16 protein-coding genes are annotated in these 16686 nt (G+C 74.6%); 9 read left to right on the forward strand and 7 right to left on the reverse strand.

Going from position 1 to position 16686, the window contains the following annotated elements:
* Nucleotides 1-56 precede the first annotated feature (56 nt).
* From AWW66_RS02015 to AWW66_RS02025, 3 genes are read right to left on the reverse strand one after another with little or no spacing between them, the layout of a single operon-like run.
* Nucleotides 57-1058: a hypothetical protein gene (locus AWW66_RS02015; RefSeq protein ID WP_157527080.1), complete on the reverse strand. Its 1002-nt coding sequence runs from the start codon at nt 1056-1058 to the stop codon at nt 57-59.
* A complete protein-coding gene (locus AWW66_RS02020; RefSeq protein WP_083978157.1) occupies nt 1055-1588 on the reverse strand; it encodes an RNA polymerase sigma factor in 534 nt (177 codons plus the stop codon). Before AWW66_RS02020 ends, AWW66_RS02015 begins: the two co-directional genes overlap by 4 nt.
* A 60-nt stretch (nt 1589-1648) precedes the next feature.
* Nucleotides 1649-2695: a glucose 1-dehydrogenase gene (locus tag AWW66_RS02025; protein ID WP_067359661.1), complete on the reverse strand. Its 1047-nt coding sequence runs from the start codon at nt 2693-2695 to the stop codon at nt 1649-1651.
* Nucleotides 2696-3208: 513 nt separating this feature from the next.
* Between AWW66_RS02025 and AWW66_RS02030 the strand changes: the two genes are divergently transcribed.
* Both AWW66_RS02030 and AWW66_RS02035 read left to right on the forward strand, forming a co-directional pair.
* Nucleotides 3209-3973: an NADH-quinone oxidoreductase subunit C gene (locus tag AWW66_RS02030; protein ID WP_067359578.1), complete on the forward strand. Its 765-nt coding sequence runs from the start codon at nt 3209-3211 to the stop codon at nt 3971-3973.
* Nucleotides 3973-4938 carry a complex I subunit 1/NuoH family protein gene (locus AWW66_RS02035; protein ID WP_067359579.1) on the forward strand — a complete coding sequence of 322 codons (966 nt, stop codon included), beginning with the start codon at nt 3973-3975 and terminating at the stop codon, nt 4936-4938. Before AWW66_RS02030 ends, AWW66_RS02035 begins: the two co-directional genes overlap by 1 nt.
* 112 nt (nt 4939-5050) lie before the next feature.
* On the opposite strand, the gene AWW66_RS02040 is transcribed toward AWW66_RS02035, so the two are convergent.
* From AWW66_RS02040 to AWW66_RS02050, 3 genes are all read right to left on the reverse strand, one after another.
* Nucleotides 5051-6280: a S8 family peptidase gene (locus AWW66_RS02040; protein ID WP_067359580.1), complete on the reverse strand. Its 1230-nt coding sequence runs from the start codon at nt 6278-6280 to the stop codon at nt 5051-5053.
* A 341-nt stretch (nt 6281-6621) separates the two neighbouring features.
* Nucleotides 6622-7662 (reverse strand): glutathione S-transferase family protein, encoded by a 1041-nt coding sequence (locus tag AWW66_RS02045; protein ID WP_067359581.1) that lies wholly within the window; start codon nt 7660-7662, stop codon nt 6622-6624.
* 82 nt (nt 7663-7744) lie between these two features.
* Entirely contained in the window at nt 7745-8458 is a 714-nt protein-coding gene (locus AWW66_RS02050) for a CPBP family intramembrane glutamic endopeptidase (RefSeq protein ID WP_067359582.1), read from the reverse strand.
* Nucleotides 8459-8519: 61 nt separating this feature from the next.
* Here AWW66_RS02050 and AWW66_RS02055 point away from each other — a divergent pair, with 61 nt between their 5' ends.
* Nucleotides 8520-9110, forward strand: coding sequence for a TetR/AcrR family transcriptional regulator (locus AWW66_RS02055; protein ID WP_067359583.1), 591 nt, complete (start codon nt 8520-8522; stop codon nt 9108-9110).
* A gap of 81 nt (nt 9111-9191) precedes the next feature.
* Here the strand turns inward: AWW66_RS02055 and AWW66_RS02060 are convergent, their stop codons facing one another.
* Complete coding sequence (locus tag AWW66_RS02060) at nt 9192-9767, reverse strand: Uma2 family endonuclease (RefSeq protein ID WP_067359584.1); 576 nt, start codon at nt 9765-9767, stop codon at nt 9192-9194.
* Between the two features lie 111 nt (nt 9768-9878).
* Here AWW66_RS02060 and AWW66_RS02065 point away from each other — a divergent pair, with 111 nt between their 5' ends.
* From AWW66_RS02065 to AWW66_RS02090, 6 genes are read left to right on the forward strand one after another with little or no spacing between them, the layout of a single operon-like run.
* Nucleotides 9879-10625 (forward strand): NuoI/complex I 23 kDa subunit family protein, encoded by a 747-nt coding sequence (locus AWW66_RS02065; RefSeq protein ID WP_083978158.1) that lies wholly within the window; start codon nt 9879-9881, stop codon nt 10623-10625.
* Complete coding sequence (locus AWW66_RS02070; RefSeq protein WP_083978159.1) at nt 10622-11224, forward strand: NADH-quinone oxidoreductase subunit J family protein; 603 nt, start codon at nt 10622-10624, stop codon at nt 11222-11224. Before AWW66_RS02065 ends, AWW66_RS02070 begins: the two co-directional genes overlap by 4 nt.
* 1 nt (nt 11225) lies before the next feature.
* On the forward strand, nt 11226-11630 hold the full coding sequence (nuoK, locus tag AWW66_RS02075; RefSeq protein ID WP_067359585.1) for an NADH-quinone oxidoreductase subunit NuoK: 405 nt from the start codon (nt 11226-11228) through the stop codon (nt 11628-11630).
* Nucleotides 11627-13567 (forward strand): NADH-quinone oxidoreductase subunit 5 family protein, encoded by a 1941-nt coding sequence (locus AWW66_RS02080; RefSeq protein ID WP_067359586.1) that lies wholly within the window; start codon nt 11627-11629, stop codon nt 13565-13567. Before nuoK ends, AWW66_RS02080 begins: the two co-directional genes overlap by 4 nt.
* On the forward strand, nt 13564-15099 hold the full coding sequence (locus AWW66_RS02085; protein WP_067359587.1) for a complex I subunit 4 family protein: 1536 nt from the start codon (nt 13564-13566) through the stop codon (nt 15097-15099). The genes AWW66_RS02080 and AWW66_RS02085 overlap by 4 nt, the downstream gene beginning before the upstream one ends.
* Complete coding sequence (locus AWW66_RS02090; protein ID WP_067359588.1) at nt 15096-16634, forward strand: NADH-quinone oxidoreductase subunit N; 1539 nt, start codon at nt 15096-15098, stop codon at nt 16632-16634. The genes AWW66_RS02085 and AWW66_RS02090 overlap by 4 nt, the downstream gene beginning before the upstream one ends.
* Nucleotides 16635-16686 lie beyond the last annotated feature (52 nt).

A 16686-nucleotide genomic window follows, 5' to 3' on the forward strand; every position in this document is an offset into this window, starting at 1 on the left:
CCCCTTGTTAACGCTTTCGGTTGTACAGGGGCCCCTTCCTAACCCCTGGGCCGGCGTCAGCCGAGCACGTCGGTGCGCGCTCGGTCGAGGTATCGGGTCGACCAGTCCACGGCCCCGGTCTGATCGGCCCGGCTGCCGGCGGCCAGCAGTTCCCCGGTCTCCGGCTCGACGAGCAGGTACTCGCGGCCGTGGTCGCCGGGGCTCGGCCGGGGGCCCCGACCACGGTCGGCCGAGACCACGACGCCGGTCCGGCCCGTCGGGTCCGTCTGCTCACCCCGGCACGCCACCCCGTCGGTCGCAGCGAGCAACCGCAGCACGGCGACCCGGTGCGCGGCGTCCAGGATCCACTGCCGGTTCAGGTCGGCGACGTTGACCAGCACCTGCGACGGGCCGTTCTCCCGTGGCTGGTACAGCGCCCGCGCCAGGGCCTCCGGGTCGGCGGCCGGCAGCGCGGTCAGCTCCATGTCGCCCGGTCCCAGCTCCGTCGTCTCCGTGCCGGGCCGGGACTCCAGCTCCGGGTGCGCCGCGAAGAACGCCGCCGACTCGGCGTCCTGGTACTCCGGTTCGCCACGGATCACGCGGAGCCGTCCCGAGCCGTCCGCCGCGAGCCACCGCTCGGTCTCCCCGGGGTACCGCACCGAGGCGAAGCGGCCGGCGTGCCCCGGCATCTCGACCATCGACCCGCTCGGCGCCGCCACCCGCAGGTACTCGTACCGTCCGGCCTGCTCGTCGTAGGGGGCGGCCCGGAGCCGGTCGGCGACCGTCGCCAGGCACGGCGCCGGGACCGCCGTGGGCTCCGGCGGCCCGGCGGGGGTGCCCAGGGTGGGCCCGGCGGCGGACGGCCGCAGCGCCGCGACCGCTGCCGTCGCGACCAGGACCAGGGCAAACGCTCCGACGGGTACCAGCAGGGACGATCGTGACCGGGCCGGTGCGACCGGGGCGTACGAGGTGACGTCCGTGCCGGCGCGCTCCAGCAGCGCCGCCACGTCCCCCGGTCCCACCTCGACCCCGCGCGCCGGGTCGGCCGTCGCCAGCATGTCCCGCACCCGCCTGCTCATCGCACCGCTCCCAGCTCGTTGTGGACCGTCGACGCCGGTTCGGGCCGCTCCCGTAACAGTTCGGTGAGTCGCCGTCGGGCCCGGTGCAACCGCACCTTGGCCGTGGCCGGGAGACAGCCCAGCACCAGCGCCGCCTCACTCGGCGAGAGCTGCTCCCACCCCACCAGCCGGAGGATCTCCTGATCGTCGTCGGAGAGGCGGCCGAGCGCCGTCCGGACGTCCATCAGCCGTACGACACCGTCCTGCCGGTCCAGCTCGACCAACTCGGTCAGCTCCGCCGACGGTGGCACGACGCGCTGGGCCCGCCAGTGGTTGGCCAGCAGGCGACGGGCCACCCCGTAGAGCCAGGGCAGCGTCCGGGCGGGCACCTCCCCGCGCCGTCGCCACGCCACGAGGAACACCTCCTGGGCGAGCTCCTCGGCCGCTGCCATGCCGTCGAGCCGGCGCAGGCCGTAGCGGACGACGTCCGGAAAATGTCGCGCGTAGAGCCCGCGGAACCAGTCCGTCCCCCGGTCGTTGGCGTCCCTCATACCCATGTCTGTGTCGCCGGAGCGCGGTCGGTTACTGGTGCCGCGACGACTGCCGGCCGGTCAGCGGGCGAACTCCAGCACCACCTTGATGTCGTCCGGCCCCGGCGTGTACGCGTCGGTGTAGGAGTCCACCGGCACCCGCCGGCTGATCAGCGAGGCGAGCCAGCCCTGGTCGGCGCGGGTCAGCGCCTCGGCGGCCAGGTTCCAGTGCCGCCGGTTGGCGTTCACCGAGCCGAAGACCACGTTGTTCTCCAGGACCAGGGACCGGTTGAGCGCCCCGGCGTCGAAGTCGATGATCCGGCCGCCGCTGGAGACCCCGGTCAGGCAGACGATGCCGGTCGGCGCCGCCTTGCACATCGCCTCCAGCACCACCACCGGTGCTCCGGTGCACTCGACCACCACGTCCGGCTCGAAGCCGAACTGGTCAACCGGCTCGCTGTGGTAGGTCGCGCCGAGCGCCGCGGCCAGCGCCGGTTTCGGCCCGGACTCGGCCCGGTCGAGCACGTGCACCTCAAGCCCCCGCTGGCTGGCGAGCAACGCGGCCAGCAGGCCGATCGGCCCGGCGCCGGTGATCAACGCGGTCCGGGGCTGCCACTCGGCGCGGGCGCCGATCCGGTCGATGTGGTCCCAGGCCTTCGCCACCACGCTGGCCGGTTCGAGCAGCATCCCCACCTCGGCCAGGACCGGGTCCAGGCCGACGGCGAAGCGGGGCTGCACCCGCCACCGCTCCCGGGCGAATCCGGGCAGCGCCTTGATGCCGTGCTCGGTGTACTGCCCGTTGCGGCACATGTCCCACTCGTCGACCGCGCAGTTCGGACAGGGCACCGGATCGGGGTGCCGGACGATGCCGGCCACCAGGTCGCCCGGTGCCAGCGTGCCGGTGTGGTCCTCCAGTACCCGGCCCAGCGACTCGTGCCCGAGGACCAAATCCCGCTCGCCGGGCGGGGCCTCGCCGTACGCGCCCTCGATGATCTCGTGGTCGGTGCCGCAGACGCCCACCGCCAGCGCCTGCACCAGGATGGCCCCCTCCTCGCTGCTCGGCTCGGGATGGTCGTCCACCAGCCGCAGCGAACCGGGGACTCCGGGAGTGACGGTCACGGCGCGCACGCCCACGATTCTGCCCCGCCTCCGCCCCGGTACGCCGGACTTCCGGCCCAGGTCACCCGGTCGCCCGGCGGACGGTGATCGGGTGGTCTGGCTGGGTGGTGGCCTGGCCGGTGGCGACCCGGCAGGGGAATGGTGGTGCCCTTCCTTTCGAGCTGCCCCGACAGACGGGGCAGCTCGACGTTCTCGACGCGCTGATGGTTCGGCGGCCCTCGTTCCCGTCGACCCCGTCGACCCCGTCGACTCGGGCGACTCGGCGCTGGTGGACCGTCGGCCCGGGGGTGGGCTGTTGCTGCGGGGCCCGGTGGTCCTTCGACCGGGCTCGGGGGACGGGGCGGGCCCGGTGGTCTCATCGGTGGGGCAGCTCGAAAGGGCGTGTGTGTCATGTTCCGGGCCGGCGTACCGTCGTGGTCGTTCCTGGCCGGGGTGGGTCGAGATGACCCAGGAGCGCCGCCGGTGCGCGTGACGGAACGTAGCCCTGCGGCACGGGGCCGTGTGGGCCATAGGATCAGCGACATGACTCCGGAAGAGGTCGGCCAACGAGTGGTGGCGCTCCTCGCGCCCGTCGACGTCACCGCCTCGGTCTCCGGCGGTCAGGGGTACGCCCGCCCGACGGTCGACGTACCCCTGGCGAGCTGGCGGGACGCGGTGCGCGCGGCCCGGGACGACGCCGAGCTGGGCTGCGACTTCTTCGACTGGCTCTCGGCGGTGGACGAACTGGCCGGCGGGTTCGACGTGGTGGTGCACCTCTGGTCGACCCGGCACCGGCACGGGCTCCTGCTGCGGACCCGGGTGCCCCGGGAGACGCCGACGGTCGACTCGGTGGTCGACCTCTATCCCGGCGCGGCGTGGCACGAGCGGGAGACGCACGAGATGTTCGGCCTCGCCTTCACCGGCCACGCCGGGCTGCGCCCGCTGCTGCTGCCGCCCGGTTTCGAGGGCCACCCGCTGCGCAAGGAGTTCGTCCTCGCCTCCCGGGTGGCGAAGCCGTGGCCCGGCGCGAAGGAACCGGGCGAGTCGGAGGCGGGTGGCGGTCGCCGTCCGATCCGCCCCCCGGGCGTACCCGCGCCCGGCGAGTGGGGGATCGTCCCCACACCGGGCGGGGCGGCCGGCGCGGGTGAGGGCCCGCGTGGTGGCGCACCGGCCCGTCCGGCCCGGGAGCGCCCGCCCCGACCCGCCCCCGGCGAGCGCCCGGCGCGCCCGCCCCGTGAACGCCCGACCCCGCCGCCGTCGTCGTCGGCTCCGCCCCCGGCAGAGCCGACGGAGGGGGGTGCGGGCTGATGCCGCTCTGGCTGGAACTGCTCATCCGGGTGGGTGGCGTCGTGGTCGCCTTCCTCACCCTGCCGTTGCTGGTGGGGCAGGTCGAGCACAAGGTGATGGCGCACATGCAGGGCCGGCTCGGCCCGATGTACGCCGGTGGCTTCCACGGCTGGGCGCAACTGATCGCCGACGGCGTCAAGTTCGTGCAGAAGGAGGACGTGACGCCCCGGGCGGCGGACCGGGCCGTGTTCCGGTTGGCCCCGGTGGTCGCCCTGGTGCCGTACCTGGTGGTGCTGCTGGTGATCCCGCTCGGGCCGGGCGGGCTGGTCGGGCAGCCGTTGGACGTGGGCCTGTTCTTCGTCCTGGCCGTGGTCGGCATCGGTGTGCTCGCGGTGCTGATGTCCGCCTGGGCGTCGGCCAACAAGTACAGCCTGCTGGGCGGGTTGCGCGGGGCGGCCCAGTTGCTCGGCTACGAACTGCCGCTGGTGCTGGCCGCCGCCTCGGTGGCGATGGCGGCCGGCACGTTGAGCCTGTCCGGCATCGTCGAGGCGTGGCAGCCCTGGTGGCTGCTCTGGCAGGCGCCCGCCATGATCGTGTTCTTCGTGGCCGGGCTGGCCGAGATCCGGCGGCCCCCGTTCGACATGCCGGTCGCCGACTCCGAACTGGTCTTCGGGTACATGACCGAGTACACCGGCCTGCGGTTCGCCTTCTTCCTGCTCGCCGAGTACGCCGGCATTGTGGTGATCGCCGCGCTGACCACCGTGCTCTTCCTCGGCGGCTGGCAGGGGCCGTTCGCCGACGCCCAGCTCGGCTGGCTCTGGACCCTTATGAAGGTCTTCGCCGTCTCGTTCGTGATCATCTGGGTCCGGGTGTCGTACCCGAGGCTGCGCGAGGACCAGTTGCAGCGTCTCTGCTGGCTGGTCCTCGTCCCGGCGGCGCTGGCCCAACTCGTCCTGACCGCCGCCGTCCGCCTCGCCCTGGCGTAAGGAAGGGCCCCCTGTTAACGCTTCCGGTAGAGGAAGGGCCCCTTTTTAACCAGCGAGCCGGAACGCGTGCCGGCCCGGGGGCGCGGTGCACCCCCGGGCCGGCGTCACATGGTCACGGGGCGGCGTAGAGCAGCCGGTTCGGGGAGCCGGTACCCGGGCTGGACACCACCCCCGTGGTCGCGGCGGCGATCAGCGCCGCCTTGGCCGTCGCCTGCGTGGCCGTCGGGTTGCCCTGGAGGTAGCGGGCCAGCCAGCCGGCCGCGTGCGGCGCCGCCATCGAGGTGCCCGACCAGCCGTACGCGACGGCGGTGTCCGACGCGATGCCGGCCGAGTTGATGGAGACCCCGGGGGCGAAGACGTCGACGCAGGTGCCGTAGCTGGAGAACGACGCCCGGGTGTCGCTGATGTCGGTCGCCGCGACGGTGACGCCCCGGGAGGACCGGGGGCCGTTGGTGCAGGCGTCGGTGTTGAAGTTGTTGGCGATGAAGACGGCGTGCACCCCGGCGTCGATCATGTTCTCGGTCGCGACGCTGGCCGAGGTGCCGTACCCCTGGAGGCTGAAGTTGGCCACCGAGACCGGGTCGGCGTTGGCGGCGATCCAGTCCATGCCCTCGATCAGGTCGGTGCTCCAGCCGCTGTTGTCGCACTGGAGCACCCGGACCGCCTTGAGGGTGGCGGCCTTGGCGACGCCGAAGTCCTCGCCGCCGACGGTGCCGGCGACGTGGGTGCCGTGCCCGTGGCAGTCGTTGGTGCCGTTGCCGTCGCCGACCGCGTCGTAGACGCCGCTGGCCCGGGTGCCGAAGTCGTCGTGGGTGGCCCGGATGCCGGAGTCGACCACGTAGACCGTCACCCCGGAGCCGGTCGAGCTGTAGCTGTAGCTGCTGTCCAGCGGCTGGTACCGCTGGTCGATCCGGTCCAGCCCCCACGACGGCGGGTTGAGCTGCGGGCTCGCCGCCTCGACCAGGCCGCCGGTGATCCGGGTGTCCCGCTCGACGTACGCCACGGCGGGGTCGGCCCGGACCGCGGCGAGGGCGGCCGGGGAGAGCTGCGCCGCGTACCCGTCGAGGACGTGCCCGTAGCGGGCCAGGATGGTGCCGCCGGCCCGTTCGGCGGTGGTGACGGCGCGTGTGGTGCGCGCGGAGCGGGCGTCGCCGGACGGTTTCTCCGAGAGCACCACGATGTACCGGTCCGTTGCGGCCTGCGGCCCGCTGGTCAGCAGCGGGGCGGGCGTCGACCGACCCGGTGCCGCTGCGGCGGGCGGGGCGACGGCGGTGACGAGCGCGCCGGTGAGTACCCCGGCCAGGACGCCCAGACGTACCGTTCTGCCACCTAGCTTGCGCAAGCTACGACCTCCTCAGGCGATACGGTCCCGACGGTCGACGTCGACCCGGTCCGGCCCGTCCCGCACGTGCGGGGTCTCGACGGGCAGGTGCCGCGCGACCGGCGGCGACCGGGACGGTGGTCCGACCGTCCTCGTCCGGTGTGGACGAATGGGTCCTCCGCCGGCCCGGTGGGGCTCGGCGGCGAACGCCCCTAATTCGATCATCTTCAATCGACAATCGTGTTAACCGGTGAAGTCTGTCGATGGAAGGATCGTCGGCCGTGGACGAACGGGTACGCGACGCCGCCCCGCCGGGTGCGGTCACCAGGCGGGGCGGTGTGGTGCTGCGGGACGGCGGAGGCTCAGCCCAGCGGGGTGTGGGCCGGGGGCACCTGCTCGGCCGGCGGCGGGGGCGGCGGGGGAGTGCCGTCGCCGAACGGCCGCCCGCCCAGCGCCTCGCGGCCGTGCGGGCTGAGCCAGTCGACGAGGTCCGGGCCGAGCGGCACCACCCCGGTCGGGTTGATGTCCCGGTGCACCTCGTAGTAGTGCCGCTTGATGTGGTCGAAGTCGACGGTGTCGCCGAACCCGGGGGTGGCGAACAGGTCCCGGGCGTACGCCCACAGCACCGGCATCTCGGTCAGCTTCTGCCGGTTGCACTTGAAGTGGCCGTGGTACACCGGGTCGAAGCGGACCAGCGTGGTGAACAGCCGGACGTCCGCCTCGGTGATGGTGTCCCCGACCAGGTAACGCTGGTCGGCCAGCCGGTCGCTGAGCCAGTCCAGCCGGTCGAAGAGCCGGTGGTACGCCCGCTCGTACGCCTCCTGGCTGCCGGCGAAGCCGCACCGGTACACCCCGTTGTTGACGTCGGCGAAGACCACCTTGTTGACCTCGTCGATCTCGGTGCGCAGTTCCTCGGGGTAGAGCCGGGGGGCGCCCTCGCGGTGGTACGCCGTCCACTCGGTGGACAGGTCCAGGCTCATCTGCGCGTAGTCGTTGGTGACCACCTGCCCGGTCGGTGTGTCGACGATCGCCGGGACGGTGATTCCCCGGTCGTACCCGGGGAACCGGGCGAAGTACGCCTCGGCCAGCCGCTCGTAGCCCAGCACCGGGTCCCGCCCGTCCGGGTCGAGGTCGAAGGTCCAGCTCCGGGCGTCGTGGGTGGGCCCGGCGACCGCCATCGACAGGGCGTCCTCCAGGCCGAGCAGCCGCCGGACGATGATCAGGCGGTTGGCCCACGGGCAGGCCCGGCTCACCGCCAGCCGGTACCGGCCGGGTTCGACCGGGTACCCGTCCCGCCCGTCGGCGGTGATGCGGGTGGCGATGTACCGCTGGTCGCGGGTGAACTCGCCGCCCGGCTCGACGTACTTGCCGCCGGTCTGCTTCCCGCCGTCGCCCTCGCCCATCTGTCGCCCTCTCCGCCGTCGCCGCGTCCGTTCCGTCCCATCATGGCGGAAGCGTCGCCGTTCGGCCGAGCGACGACCCGGGTCAGGCGGCCTCGGCGAGGAAGGCGAGGACGACCAGGGTGCCGTTGCTCACCGCGTGGGCCAGGATCGGCACCCAGAGGTTCCGGTACCGGTGCAGCAGCCAGGCGAAGAGCAGCCCGGCGAGGAGCGCGCTGACGGTGTTGAACACCCGGGGCAGGTGCATCACCGCGAAGAACCCCGCGGAGAGGGTGATCGCGGCCAGGGCGGGGAGCCGGGCGGCCAGGCCCTGGAAGAAGACGCCCCGGTAGAGGACCTCCTCGTACACCGGGGAGGCGATCGCGCCGAAGAAGAACGCGAAGGTGAACTGGGCGAGCAGGCCGCCGGGCGGGTAACCGCCCTCCCCGCCGCCGCCGCTGGTCACCGCCGCCGGCAGGACCACCAGCAGCCCGAGGGTCAGGGCGGCCTTGGCGAGGCCCCACCCGGCCGCCGCGCCGAGGTGTCCGGCGCGTGGGCGGTCCCACCGCAGGGGCCCGCGTACGGCCCCGAACCGGTGGTACGTCACGGCGAGGCCGACCGCCAGTTGGGTGCCGTTGATCAGGAGCCAGGCGAGGCTGGTCGCCGTCAGCTCGGAGGCGCCGAGGAGTGCCGGCCCCCGGGCGAGGAAATCCGCCACCGGCGCGTTGGCCAGCCCGAAGCCGACGGCGAGCACGATCACCAGGTCCAGCCAGGTGAAGCGGGTCGAGGTGGTGGGCGGTGGCGTGGTTCGAGTCGTCACCGCCGCGAGATTAGTCGCGTGACCTATATAGGTCAAGCGACCGATAACGTAGGATCGGGCGATGCCGAAGGTCGTCGACCACGAGGAGCGGCGGCGGCTGCTCGGAGCTGCCGCCTGCGCCGTGCTGAGCCGGTCCGGAGTCGCCGGGACCACCGTCCGGGCCGTCGCGGGCGAGGCGGGGATGCCCCTGGCCACCGCGCAGCACTACCTCCCGACCCGGGAACTGATGGTCCGCGCCGCGATGGCGCACCTGGCGGAGCGGGTCGTCGGCCGGGCCCGTACGCTCCGGCGGGGGTCGACCGCCCTGGCCACGCTCCGGCTCGCCGCGCGGGAACTGGTGCCCCTCGACCCGGAACGGATCTTCGAGGCCCGGGTCTGGCTGATGCTGACCGCCGAGGCGCTGATCGACGAGCAGGTCGCCACGGTCGTCCGGGAGAACGCGGCCGAACTGCACGGCAACCTGGTACGCCTGATCGACCTGGCCCGTGCGGACGGCAGCGCCGGGGCCGGCGTCGACGGATCCGCCGCCGCGAGCGCCCTGGCCACCCTGCTGGACGGGTTGACCGTCCGACTGCTCTCCGGCGTGCTCACCCCTGACGAGGCCCGGTCCGAGATCGACGCCCACCTCGCCCGCCTCGCCCCGGCCCACTGACCCTCCCGACGGCCGGGCGGCCGGGGCCGGGCCGGGCGGGTCAGGCGGGCTGGCCCCGGGCGGTCAAGAGGTACCGGGGGGTCAGAGGTACCGGGGGGTCAGCCGGGCGACCGACAGGTTGACCGGGAACGGCTCCCCGGTGTCGACGAACTTCGTCCAGCGTCCGGTCTCGGTGTAGACCTCGTTCACCGGGTCGATCGTGTGGGTGTGCACGGTCAACCCGTCCGGTCCGGTCTCGATCCGCCAGTAGTGGGGGATCCCCGCCTGGGCGTACAGCGCCGGTTTCAACACCCGGTCGATGGAGCGCGTGCTCGGCGAGACGATCTCCACGGCGAGGACCACCTCGTGCGCCTCGTACCGGGCCGGCCGGCGCTGCGCCGCCGGGGTGGTGATGACCATGACGTCCGGGATGAAGGAGCGGGTGCGGTTGATCCGTACCTCGACGCCCTGGGTCACCTGGTACTCGTCGGGGCACTCCTCTTCGAGCGCGACCATGAGACGGCCGGCGATGGTCTGGTGGGCGGCGGTGGGGGAGGGGGACACGAGTAGCACTCCATCGAGCAGTTCGCGGCGGCGACCGTCGTCGGGCAGGGCGTCGAGGTCGTCCGTCGTCCACTCGCCCGACGGCGGTGGGTCGTCGTGCAGCGCGGCGGTCATCGACGGGCACCTTCCTCTTGCGGTGATGTCCGGTGTGTCGTTCTCCCCACCCGTACCGTACCGCCGCGAAGAGTCGGGTGGTGGTCGCGCGCGCCGGGCCCACAGGGCAGGATGGTCGACATGAGCGAGCATGGGGACCGCAGTGGGCGCAGCCTGCCCGGGGCCGGGTTGGCGAAGGGACTGGCCGTCACCCTCAAGACGATGACCCGCCGCTCGACCACCCAGCAGTACCCGGACGTCGCCCCCGACCTGCCGCCGCGCAGCCGGGGCGTGATCGCGTTGCTGGCGGAGAACTGCACGGTCTGCATGCTCTGCGCCCGCGAGTGTCCGGACTGGTGCATCTACATCGACTCGCACAAGGAGGAGGTGGCGGTCCCCGGGGCCGCCCGTCCCCGCCAGCGCAACGTCCTCGACCGGTTCGACATCGACTTCTCGCTCTGCATGTACTGCGGCATCTGCGTCGAGGTCTGCCCGTTCGACGCGCTCCACTGGTCCCCCGAGTTCGAGTACGCCGAGTACGACATCAAGGACCTGCTGCACGACAAGGACCACCTCGGCGAGTGGATGGCCACCGTGCCACCGCCACCCGCGCACGACCGGCACGGCGAGCCGGCCAAGGAGGAGATCGCCGCCGCCCGCAAGGCCGCCGCCCCCACCGCGCCGCCCGCCCGCCCGGCCGCCCCCCGGGGTACGCCGCCCGCCCGCCCGACCCCCGACCGGGTCGCACCACCGGCCGGCGACCGCGGTACACCCGCCGAGGGCCGGCCCGCCGAGGGCGGCACCCCCGGCGCGCAGGCCCCTGGCGCGGAGGCCCCCGGTTCGCAGGCCCCCGGCGCGGACGGGGGCGCGGCCCGGTGACCGGCGTCGACGTGCTGCTGCTGGCCCTCGGCGCGGTGGCCGTCGGGGCGGGCGCGCTGGTGGTGGGGACCAGCCACCTGGTGCGGGCCGGCCTGTACCTGGTGGTCTGCCTCGGCGCGCTGGCCGGCATCTACCTGGTGCTCACCGCCGAACTGGTCGCCTGGGTGCAGGTGCTGATCTACGTGGGCGCGGTGGTGGTGCTGCTGCTCTTCGCGGTGATGCTCACCCGGGCCCCGATCGGCGCCTCCGACGACCTGGACCGGCCGGGCTGGCCGGCCGCGCTGATCGGTGGGGGCAGCGGGCTTGGGCTCGCCCTGCTCCTGGTCGACGCGTTCCGCTGGTCGACGGTGGACCTGCCCGAGGCGGGCACCGCCGAGCGCCTCGGCGACCAGATCTTCCGCAGTTGGGTGCTCCCCTTCGAGGTGCTCTCGGTGCTGCTGCTCTCCGCCCTGGTCGGGGCGATCGTGCTGTCCCGGCCCGACATCGGCCGCCCCGCCGGCCGGGACGCCACGGCCGGCGGCGACGGGACAGGCGGCGGCGCGGCCGGCGGCGGTCCGGCGGCCCCCGACGACCGGACGCGCACCGGAACGGGGCGGTGACGTGCGGCCCGTCATCCCGTACGTCACCGCGGCGCTCCTGTTCGGCCTGGGCGTCTACGGCGTGCTGCGCCGCCGTAACGCCGTGCTGGTGCTGATGGCCGTCGAGCTGATGCTGAACGCGGTCAACCTGATCCTGATCACCGCGGACACCACCGCGACGTCGATGTTCCCGCACGGCGGTCAGGTCTTCGCGCTCTTCGTGATCGTGCTCGCCGCCGCCGAGATCGGTGTCGGGCTGGCCATCGTGCTCCAGCTCTACCGGATGCGGGCCAGCGTCGCGGTGGACGAGGTGCCACTGACCGAGGAGACCCCCGCGACGGCCCCCGTTCCGGCCGGCACCCTCGCGGCCGGCACCGCTCCGACCGGGCCCGCGCCGGCCGGTACCGACCGGGAGGGGGCGCGGTGACCGGGCTGCTCGGTGTGCTGCTGCCGGCCGTACCCCTGGTCGCCGGCCTCGCCGGACTCCTGCTGCCGCCCGCCCCCCGGGGCGCGGCCGGCGGCGAGGGGCCGGCCCGGCGGGCCGCCGTCGCGCTCGGCGTGACCGGTGCGGCCGGCGCGCTCGCCGTCGCGGTCGCCCTGCTGGTCACCCTCGACACCCCGACCGAGGCCGGCACCACCTGGTTGGACCTGGCCGGGCTGCGGATCACCCTCGGGGTACGCCTGGACGGCGCCGCCGCCCTGGTCGCCGTCGCGGTGGCCGCGGTCGCCCTGGCCGTGCAGGTGTACTCGGTCGGCTACCTGCGTCGGGGCCCGCACGACGACCTCGACGTCGACCACCGGTACCCGCCGTACGCGGCGCAGATCAGCCTCTTCACCGCCGCGATGCTGACCGTGGTGGTCGCCGGGGACCTGATCCTGCTGCTGGTCGGCTGGGAGGTGATGGGCATCTGCTCGTACCTGCTCATCGCCCACGACCGGCGGTTGCCCGAGGCCCCGGCCGCCGCGACGAAGGCGTTCCTGGTCACCCGGGTCGGCGACGTCGGCTTCCTGCTCGGCATCGCCCTGCTCGGTGTCTCGGCGGGCAGCTTCCGGATCGCCGACGTGCTCGCCCACGACCACGCCACCGGTACGCTCACCGCCGCCTGCCTGCTGCTGCTCGCCGGGGTGGCCGGCAAGAGCGCCCAGTTCCCGCTGCACACCTGGCTGCCGGACGCGATGGCCGGCCCGACCCCGATCTCCGCGCTGATCCACGCCGCCACCATGGTCGCCGCCGGGGTGTACGCGGTCACCCGGCTCTTCCCGCTCTTCGTCGCAGCCCCGGTCGCGCTGGCCGTCCTCGGCGTCATGGCCGCGACGACCCTGCTGCTCGGCGCGTTCGCGGCCACCGCGCAGGACGACCTCAAGCGGGTGCTGGCCTGGTCCACGGTCTCCCAGATCGGGTACATGACCGGGGCGCTCGCGGTCGGCGCCCCCGCCGCCGCGCTGTTCCACCTGCTCACCCACGCCGCCTTCAAGGCGCTGCTCTTCCTCGCCGCCGGTGCGGTGATCCACGCCGTCGGCACCACGTTGATGTCCCGGATGGGCGGGCTGCGCCGCAGCATGCCGGTCACCTTCTGGTGCACCCTGGTCGGGCTCGGCGCGCTGGCCGGGCTGCCGCCGCTGTCCGGGTTCTGGAGCAAGGACGGCGTGCTGGCGGTGGCCCAGACCGCCGCGCTGGACGGCACCGGGCCCGCCCCGGCCTGGGTGGGCTGGCTGGTCTGGCTGGCCGGGCTGCTCGGCGTGGCGGTGACCGCCTGGTACGCCACCCGCCTGCTGCTGCGGACCTTCTTCGGCGAGCTGCGGGAGCCGCTGCTGCACCCGCACGACCCACCGGCGCTGCTGCGCTGGCCGGTGCTGCTGCTGGCGGTCCCGGCCGCGCTGCTCGGGCTGGCCGCGTTCCTGCCCGCCTTCGCCGACCGGCTCGCCGTCCCTGCTGCCCGGCTCGCCGTCCCCGCCGACGGTCCGGCGGAGGAGCTGGTGCACCTCGGGCCGGCGCTGCTGCTGCCGACCGTGCTGCTGCTGGCCGGCGCCGGGCTGGCCTGGGCCGGCTGGCGGCGCGACCCGACCGAGGACCCGGCCCGCGCGCTGGGCCCGCTGCGGCCGGTCCTCGCGGCCGGGTTCCGGCTCGACGACGTCCAGCACACCCTGGTGGTACGCCCGGTCCGGGCGCTCGGCCGGCTCGCGCGTACCGCTGACGAGACGGTGGTCGACGGCGCGGTCACCGGGACCGGGCGGGCCGCCCGGGGCCTCGGCGGCGGCCTGGCCGCGCTGCACCGGGCCGCGCTGCCCCGGGCGGCGGCCGGCGTGCTGGCCGGCGCGCTGCTGATCGGCCTCGCCGCCGTCCTGATCGGAGTGACCTCATGAGGTTCGGCGAGTTCCTCCTGCTCGCGGTGCTGGCGGTGCCGGCGGTCGGCGCCGTGGCGGTGGCCGCGATCCCCCGGGACCGGGCCGCCCGGCTGGTCGGCACGGTGGTCGCCGGGCTCACCCTGCTGCTGGCGGCGCTGCTGGCCACCGGGGACCGGAGCTGGACCACCTGGGCCGCCGGGACACCGGCGGTCCGCCCCTGGCACCGGCTCGACCTGCCCTGGGTGCCCGGCCTGGACCTGCGCTTCCACCTGGGCGTGGACGGCATCTCCTGGCCCCTGGTGGTGCTCACCGCCCTGCTCACCCTGCTCTGCTGCGGGTACACGCTGTGGCGGGTGCCGCCCGGCGGCAGCGGCCGGGCCCTGGTGGCGCTGCTGCTGGTGGTCGAGGTGGGCATCCTGGGCACCTTCCTCGCCCTGGACCTGGTGCTCTTCTTCCTCTTCTTCGAGGTCGTCCTGCTGCCGATGTACGCGATCATCGCCGGCTGGGGCGGCAGCGCGGTGCCGGGCGGCCCGTCGGCCCGGGACGCGGCGCGGGCGGCGGCCCGCAAGTTCGCCCTCTACACCCTCTTCGGCTCGGTGCTCCTGCTGGTCGGCGTCTACGTCGTGGTGGCCGCCGCCGGCACCGCCGACCTCGTCGCGCTGACCGGTGGGGCCGGGCTGTCCCGGGGCACCCAGCTCGCCGCGTTCGTCCTGCTCGGGCTGGCGTTCGCGGTGAAGAGCCCGCTCTGGCCGCTGCACTCCTGGCTGCCCGACGCGCACACCCAGGCCCCCACCGTCGGCAGCGTGGTCCTCGCCGGGGTACTGCTCAAGATGGGCACGTACGGGCTGATCCGGGTGGCGGTCGGGGTGGCCCCGGAGGGGGCCCGCTGGGCGGCCCCGGTGCTCGGCGCGCTGGCCGTGACGGCGATCCTGGTCGGCTCCCTGGTCTGCCTGGCCCAGACCGAGCTGAAACGGCTGATCGCGTACTCCAGCGTCGGGCACATGGGGTTCGTGCTGCTCGGCATCGCCACCCTCACCGCCACCGGCCTGCAGGCGGCGCTGATCGGCAACGTCGCCCACGGGGTGATCACCGGGCTGCTGTTCTTCCTGGCCGGGGCGGTGAAGGACCGCACCGGCACCGGCTCGCTGGCCGAGCTGTCCGGGCTACGGGAGACCGCGCCCCGGCTCGCCGGGCTGCTCGCCTTCGCCGCGATCGCCTCCCTCGGCCTGCCCGGCCTGGCCGGGTTCTGGGGCGAGGCGCTGGCCGTGGTCGCCGCCGTGCAGGTGGGCGGGGCGTTCTGGACCACCCTGGCCGTGCTGGCCGCGCTCGGCGGGGCGCTCACCGCCGCGTATCTGCTGCGGCTGCTGCGCCGGGTGACCCACGGGCGGCCCAGCCCGGCGGTCGGGCGGGTCGCTCCCGGGCTGGCCGGGGCCGAACTGACCGCGTGGGCGCCGCTGGTGCTGCTGGCCCTGGCCATCGGCCTGGCCCCGACCCTGGTCCTCGGCGTCGCCGACGCCCCGGTGGCCGCCCTGGTGGAGGTGCTGCGATGACCGGGAGCCTCGTCCAGAGCATCGACCACGTGGCGCTGCTGCCGGCGTACCTGGCCGCCGGGACGGCCGTGCTGGTGCTGCTGGCCGACGTGCTGGTGGGCCGGGGTCGGGTGACACTGGTGGTGGCCGCCCTCGGTGCCGCCGGCACGGCGGTCGGCGCGGCCGTGGTCGGCGCGGGCCCGACCCGGCGGACCTTCTGCGTCGGCACCGACTGCTCGTACGTCCTCGGCGACCGGGCCGCCCTGGTGGCCGTGGTGTTCGCCCTGCTCGCCCTCGGTGTGCTGGGGCTCTCCGGCCCGCTGCTGCGCGCCGGTGCCGCCCCGGTGGGGGAGTACGCCTTCCTGCTGGCCTGCTCGATGACCGGCGGGGTGGTGCTCGGCGCGGCCGGCGACCTGATCACGCTGATCGTGGCGCTGGAGACGCTGACCCTGCCGATCTACGTGCTGGTCGGCCTGCGCCGGGGCAGCCTGGCCAGCGCCGAGGCGGCGGTCACCTTCTTCGTGGTGAGCGTGGTCGCCACCACGCTGACCCTGCTCGGCGCCGCCCTGCTCTACGCGGTCACCGGCGGGCTGCACCTGGACCGGCTCGGCGCGCTCTTCGCCGAGCGACCCGACCTGCTCGACCTGCCGCTGGCGAGCGCCGCCGTGACCCTGGTGGTGCTCGGGCTGGCCTTCAAGGTCGCGGCGGTACCGTTCCACGCCTGGGCGCCGGCCACCTACGACGGCGCGTCGGTGCCGGTGGCCGCGTACCTCTCCACGGCGTCGAAGTTCGGTGGCGTGGTGGCCCTGCTCGCCGTGGTCCAGCACGCGCTGCCGGCCACCGTGACCGGGCCGGTGCTCGCCCTGCTCGCGGTGCTGACGATGACCGTGGGGAACCTGGTGGCGCTGCGACAGCGCCGTACCGTCCGGCTGCTGGCCTGGTCCTCGGTGGCCCAGGCGGGGTACATCCTGGCCCCGCTGGGCGCGCTGGCGCTGGCCGCCGGTCGCGCCGAGGAGGCCCGCACGGCGGCGTACGCGGCGGCGGTGGCGTACGCGGTCTTCTTCGTGGTGCTGGAGTTGGGCGCGTTCGCGGCGGTGGTGGCCCTGCGCCCGGCCGGCGCGGACGGTGGCACGATCGCGGACCTGCGCGGCGCGGCCCGGCGACGGCCCTGGGTGGCGGCGGCGTTCGGGCTGGCGCTGGTCGGGCTGGCCGGACTGCCCCCGGGGCTGGCCGGGCTCTTCGCGAAGGTGACCGTGGTCCGGTCGCTGCTGGCCGGCGAGGCGGGCTGGCTCGCCCTGGTGGTGGCGCTGAACGCGGTCGTCGGGCTCGCCTACTACCTGCGGGTGGTCGCCACCCTGTACGCCCCCGACCCGGCCCCGGCCACCGCCGCCGCGCCGGCGGGTGCTCCCGGGCAGGTGGGCGCTGCCGTCGCCGGGGGACCGGTCGTCGGGGCGGGGGCACGGACGGTGCTGGTGGTGCTGGCCGTGGCGACGGTGGTGGCGGTGGTGGTCGGTCTCGCCCCGCAACTGGTGCTGGATCTGGCCGCTCCCAGGTAACTCTCAGTCATTAGACGGACTGTGGTGGGGTACCGGTTTGTTGAACCGGTCA

Origin of the sequence: Micromonospora rosaria (assembly GCF_001567585.1) — a bacterium.
In the GTDB taxonomy this organism is placed as follows: domain Bacteria; phylum Actinomycetota; class Actinomycetes; order Mycobacteriales; family Micromonosporaceae; genus Micromonospora; species Micromonospora rosaria.

What these genes read in the sequence shown, in the direction of transcription:
- AWW66_RS02015 (WP_157527080.1), bottom strand. Translation starts at nt 1,058, where the DNA reads ATGAGCAGGCGGGTGCGGGACATGCTGGCGACGGCCGACCCGGCGCGC.
- AWW66_RS02020 (WP_083978157.1), bottom strand. Translation starts at nt 1,588, where the DNA reads ATGAGGGACGCCAACGACCGGGGGACGGACTGGTTCCGCGGGCTCTAC.
- AWW66_RS02030 (WP_067359578.1), top strand. Translation starts at nt 3,209, where the DNA reads ATGACTCCGGAAGAGGTCGGCCAACGAGTGGTGGCGCTCCTCGCGCCC.
- AWW66_RS02035 (WP_067359579.1), top strand. Translation starts at nt 3,973, where the DNA reads ATGCCGCTCTGGCTGGAACTGCTCATCCGGGTGGGTGGCGTCGTGGTC.
- AWW66_RS02045 (WP_067359581.1), bottom strand. Translation starts at nt 7,662, where the DNA reads ATGGGCGAGGGCGACGGCGGGAAGCAGACCGGCGGCAAGTACGTCGAG.
- AWW66_RS02055 (WP_067359583.1), top strand. Translation starts at nt 8,520, where the DNA reads ATGCCGAAGGTCGTCGACCACGAGGAGCGGCGGCGGCTGCTCGGAGCT.
- AWW66_RS02060 (WP_067359584.1), bottom strand. Translation starts at nt 9,767, where the DNA reads ATGACCGCCGCGCTGCACGACGACCCACCGCCGTCGGGCGAGTGGACG.
- AWW66_RS02065 (WP_083978158.1), top strand. Translation starts at nt 9,879, where the DNA reads ATGGTCGACATGAGCGAGCATGGGGACCGCAGTGGGCGCAGCCTGCCC.
- AWW66_RS02085 (WP_067359587.1), top strand. Translation starts at nt 13,564, where the DNA reads ATGAGGTTCGGCGAGTTCCTCCTGCTCGCGGTGCTGGCGGTGCCGGCG.
- AWW66_RS02090 (WP_067359588.1), top strand. Translation starts at nt 15,096, where the DNA reads ATGACCGGGAGCCTCGTCCAGAGCATCGACCACGTGGCGCTGCTGCCG.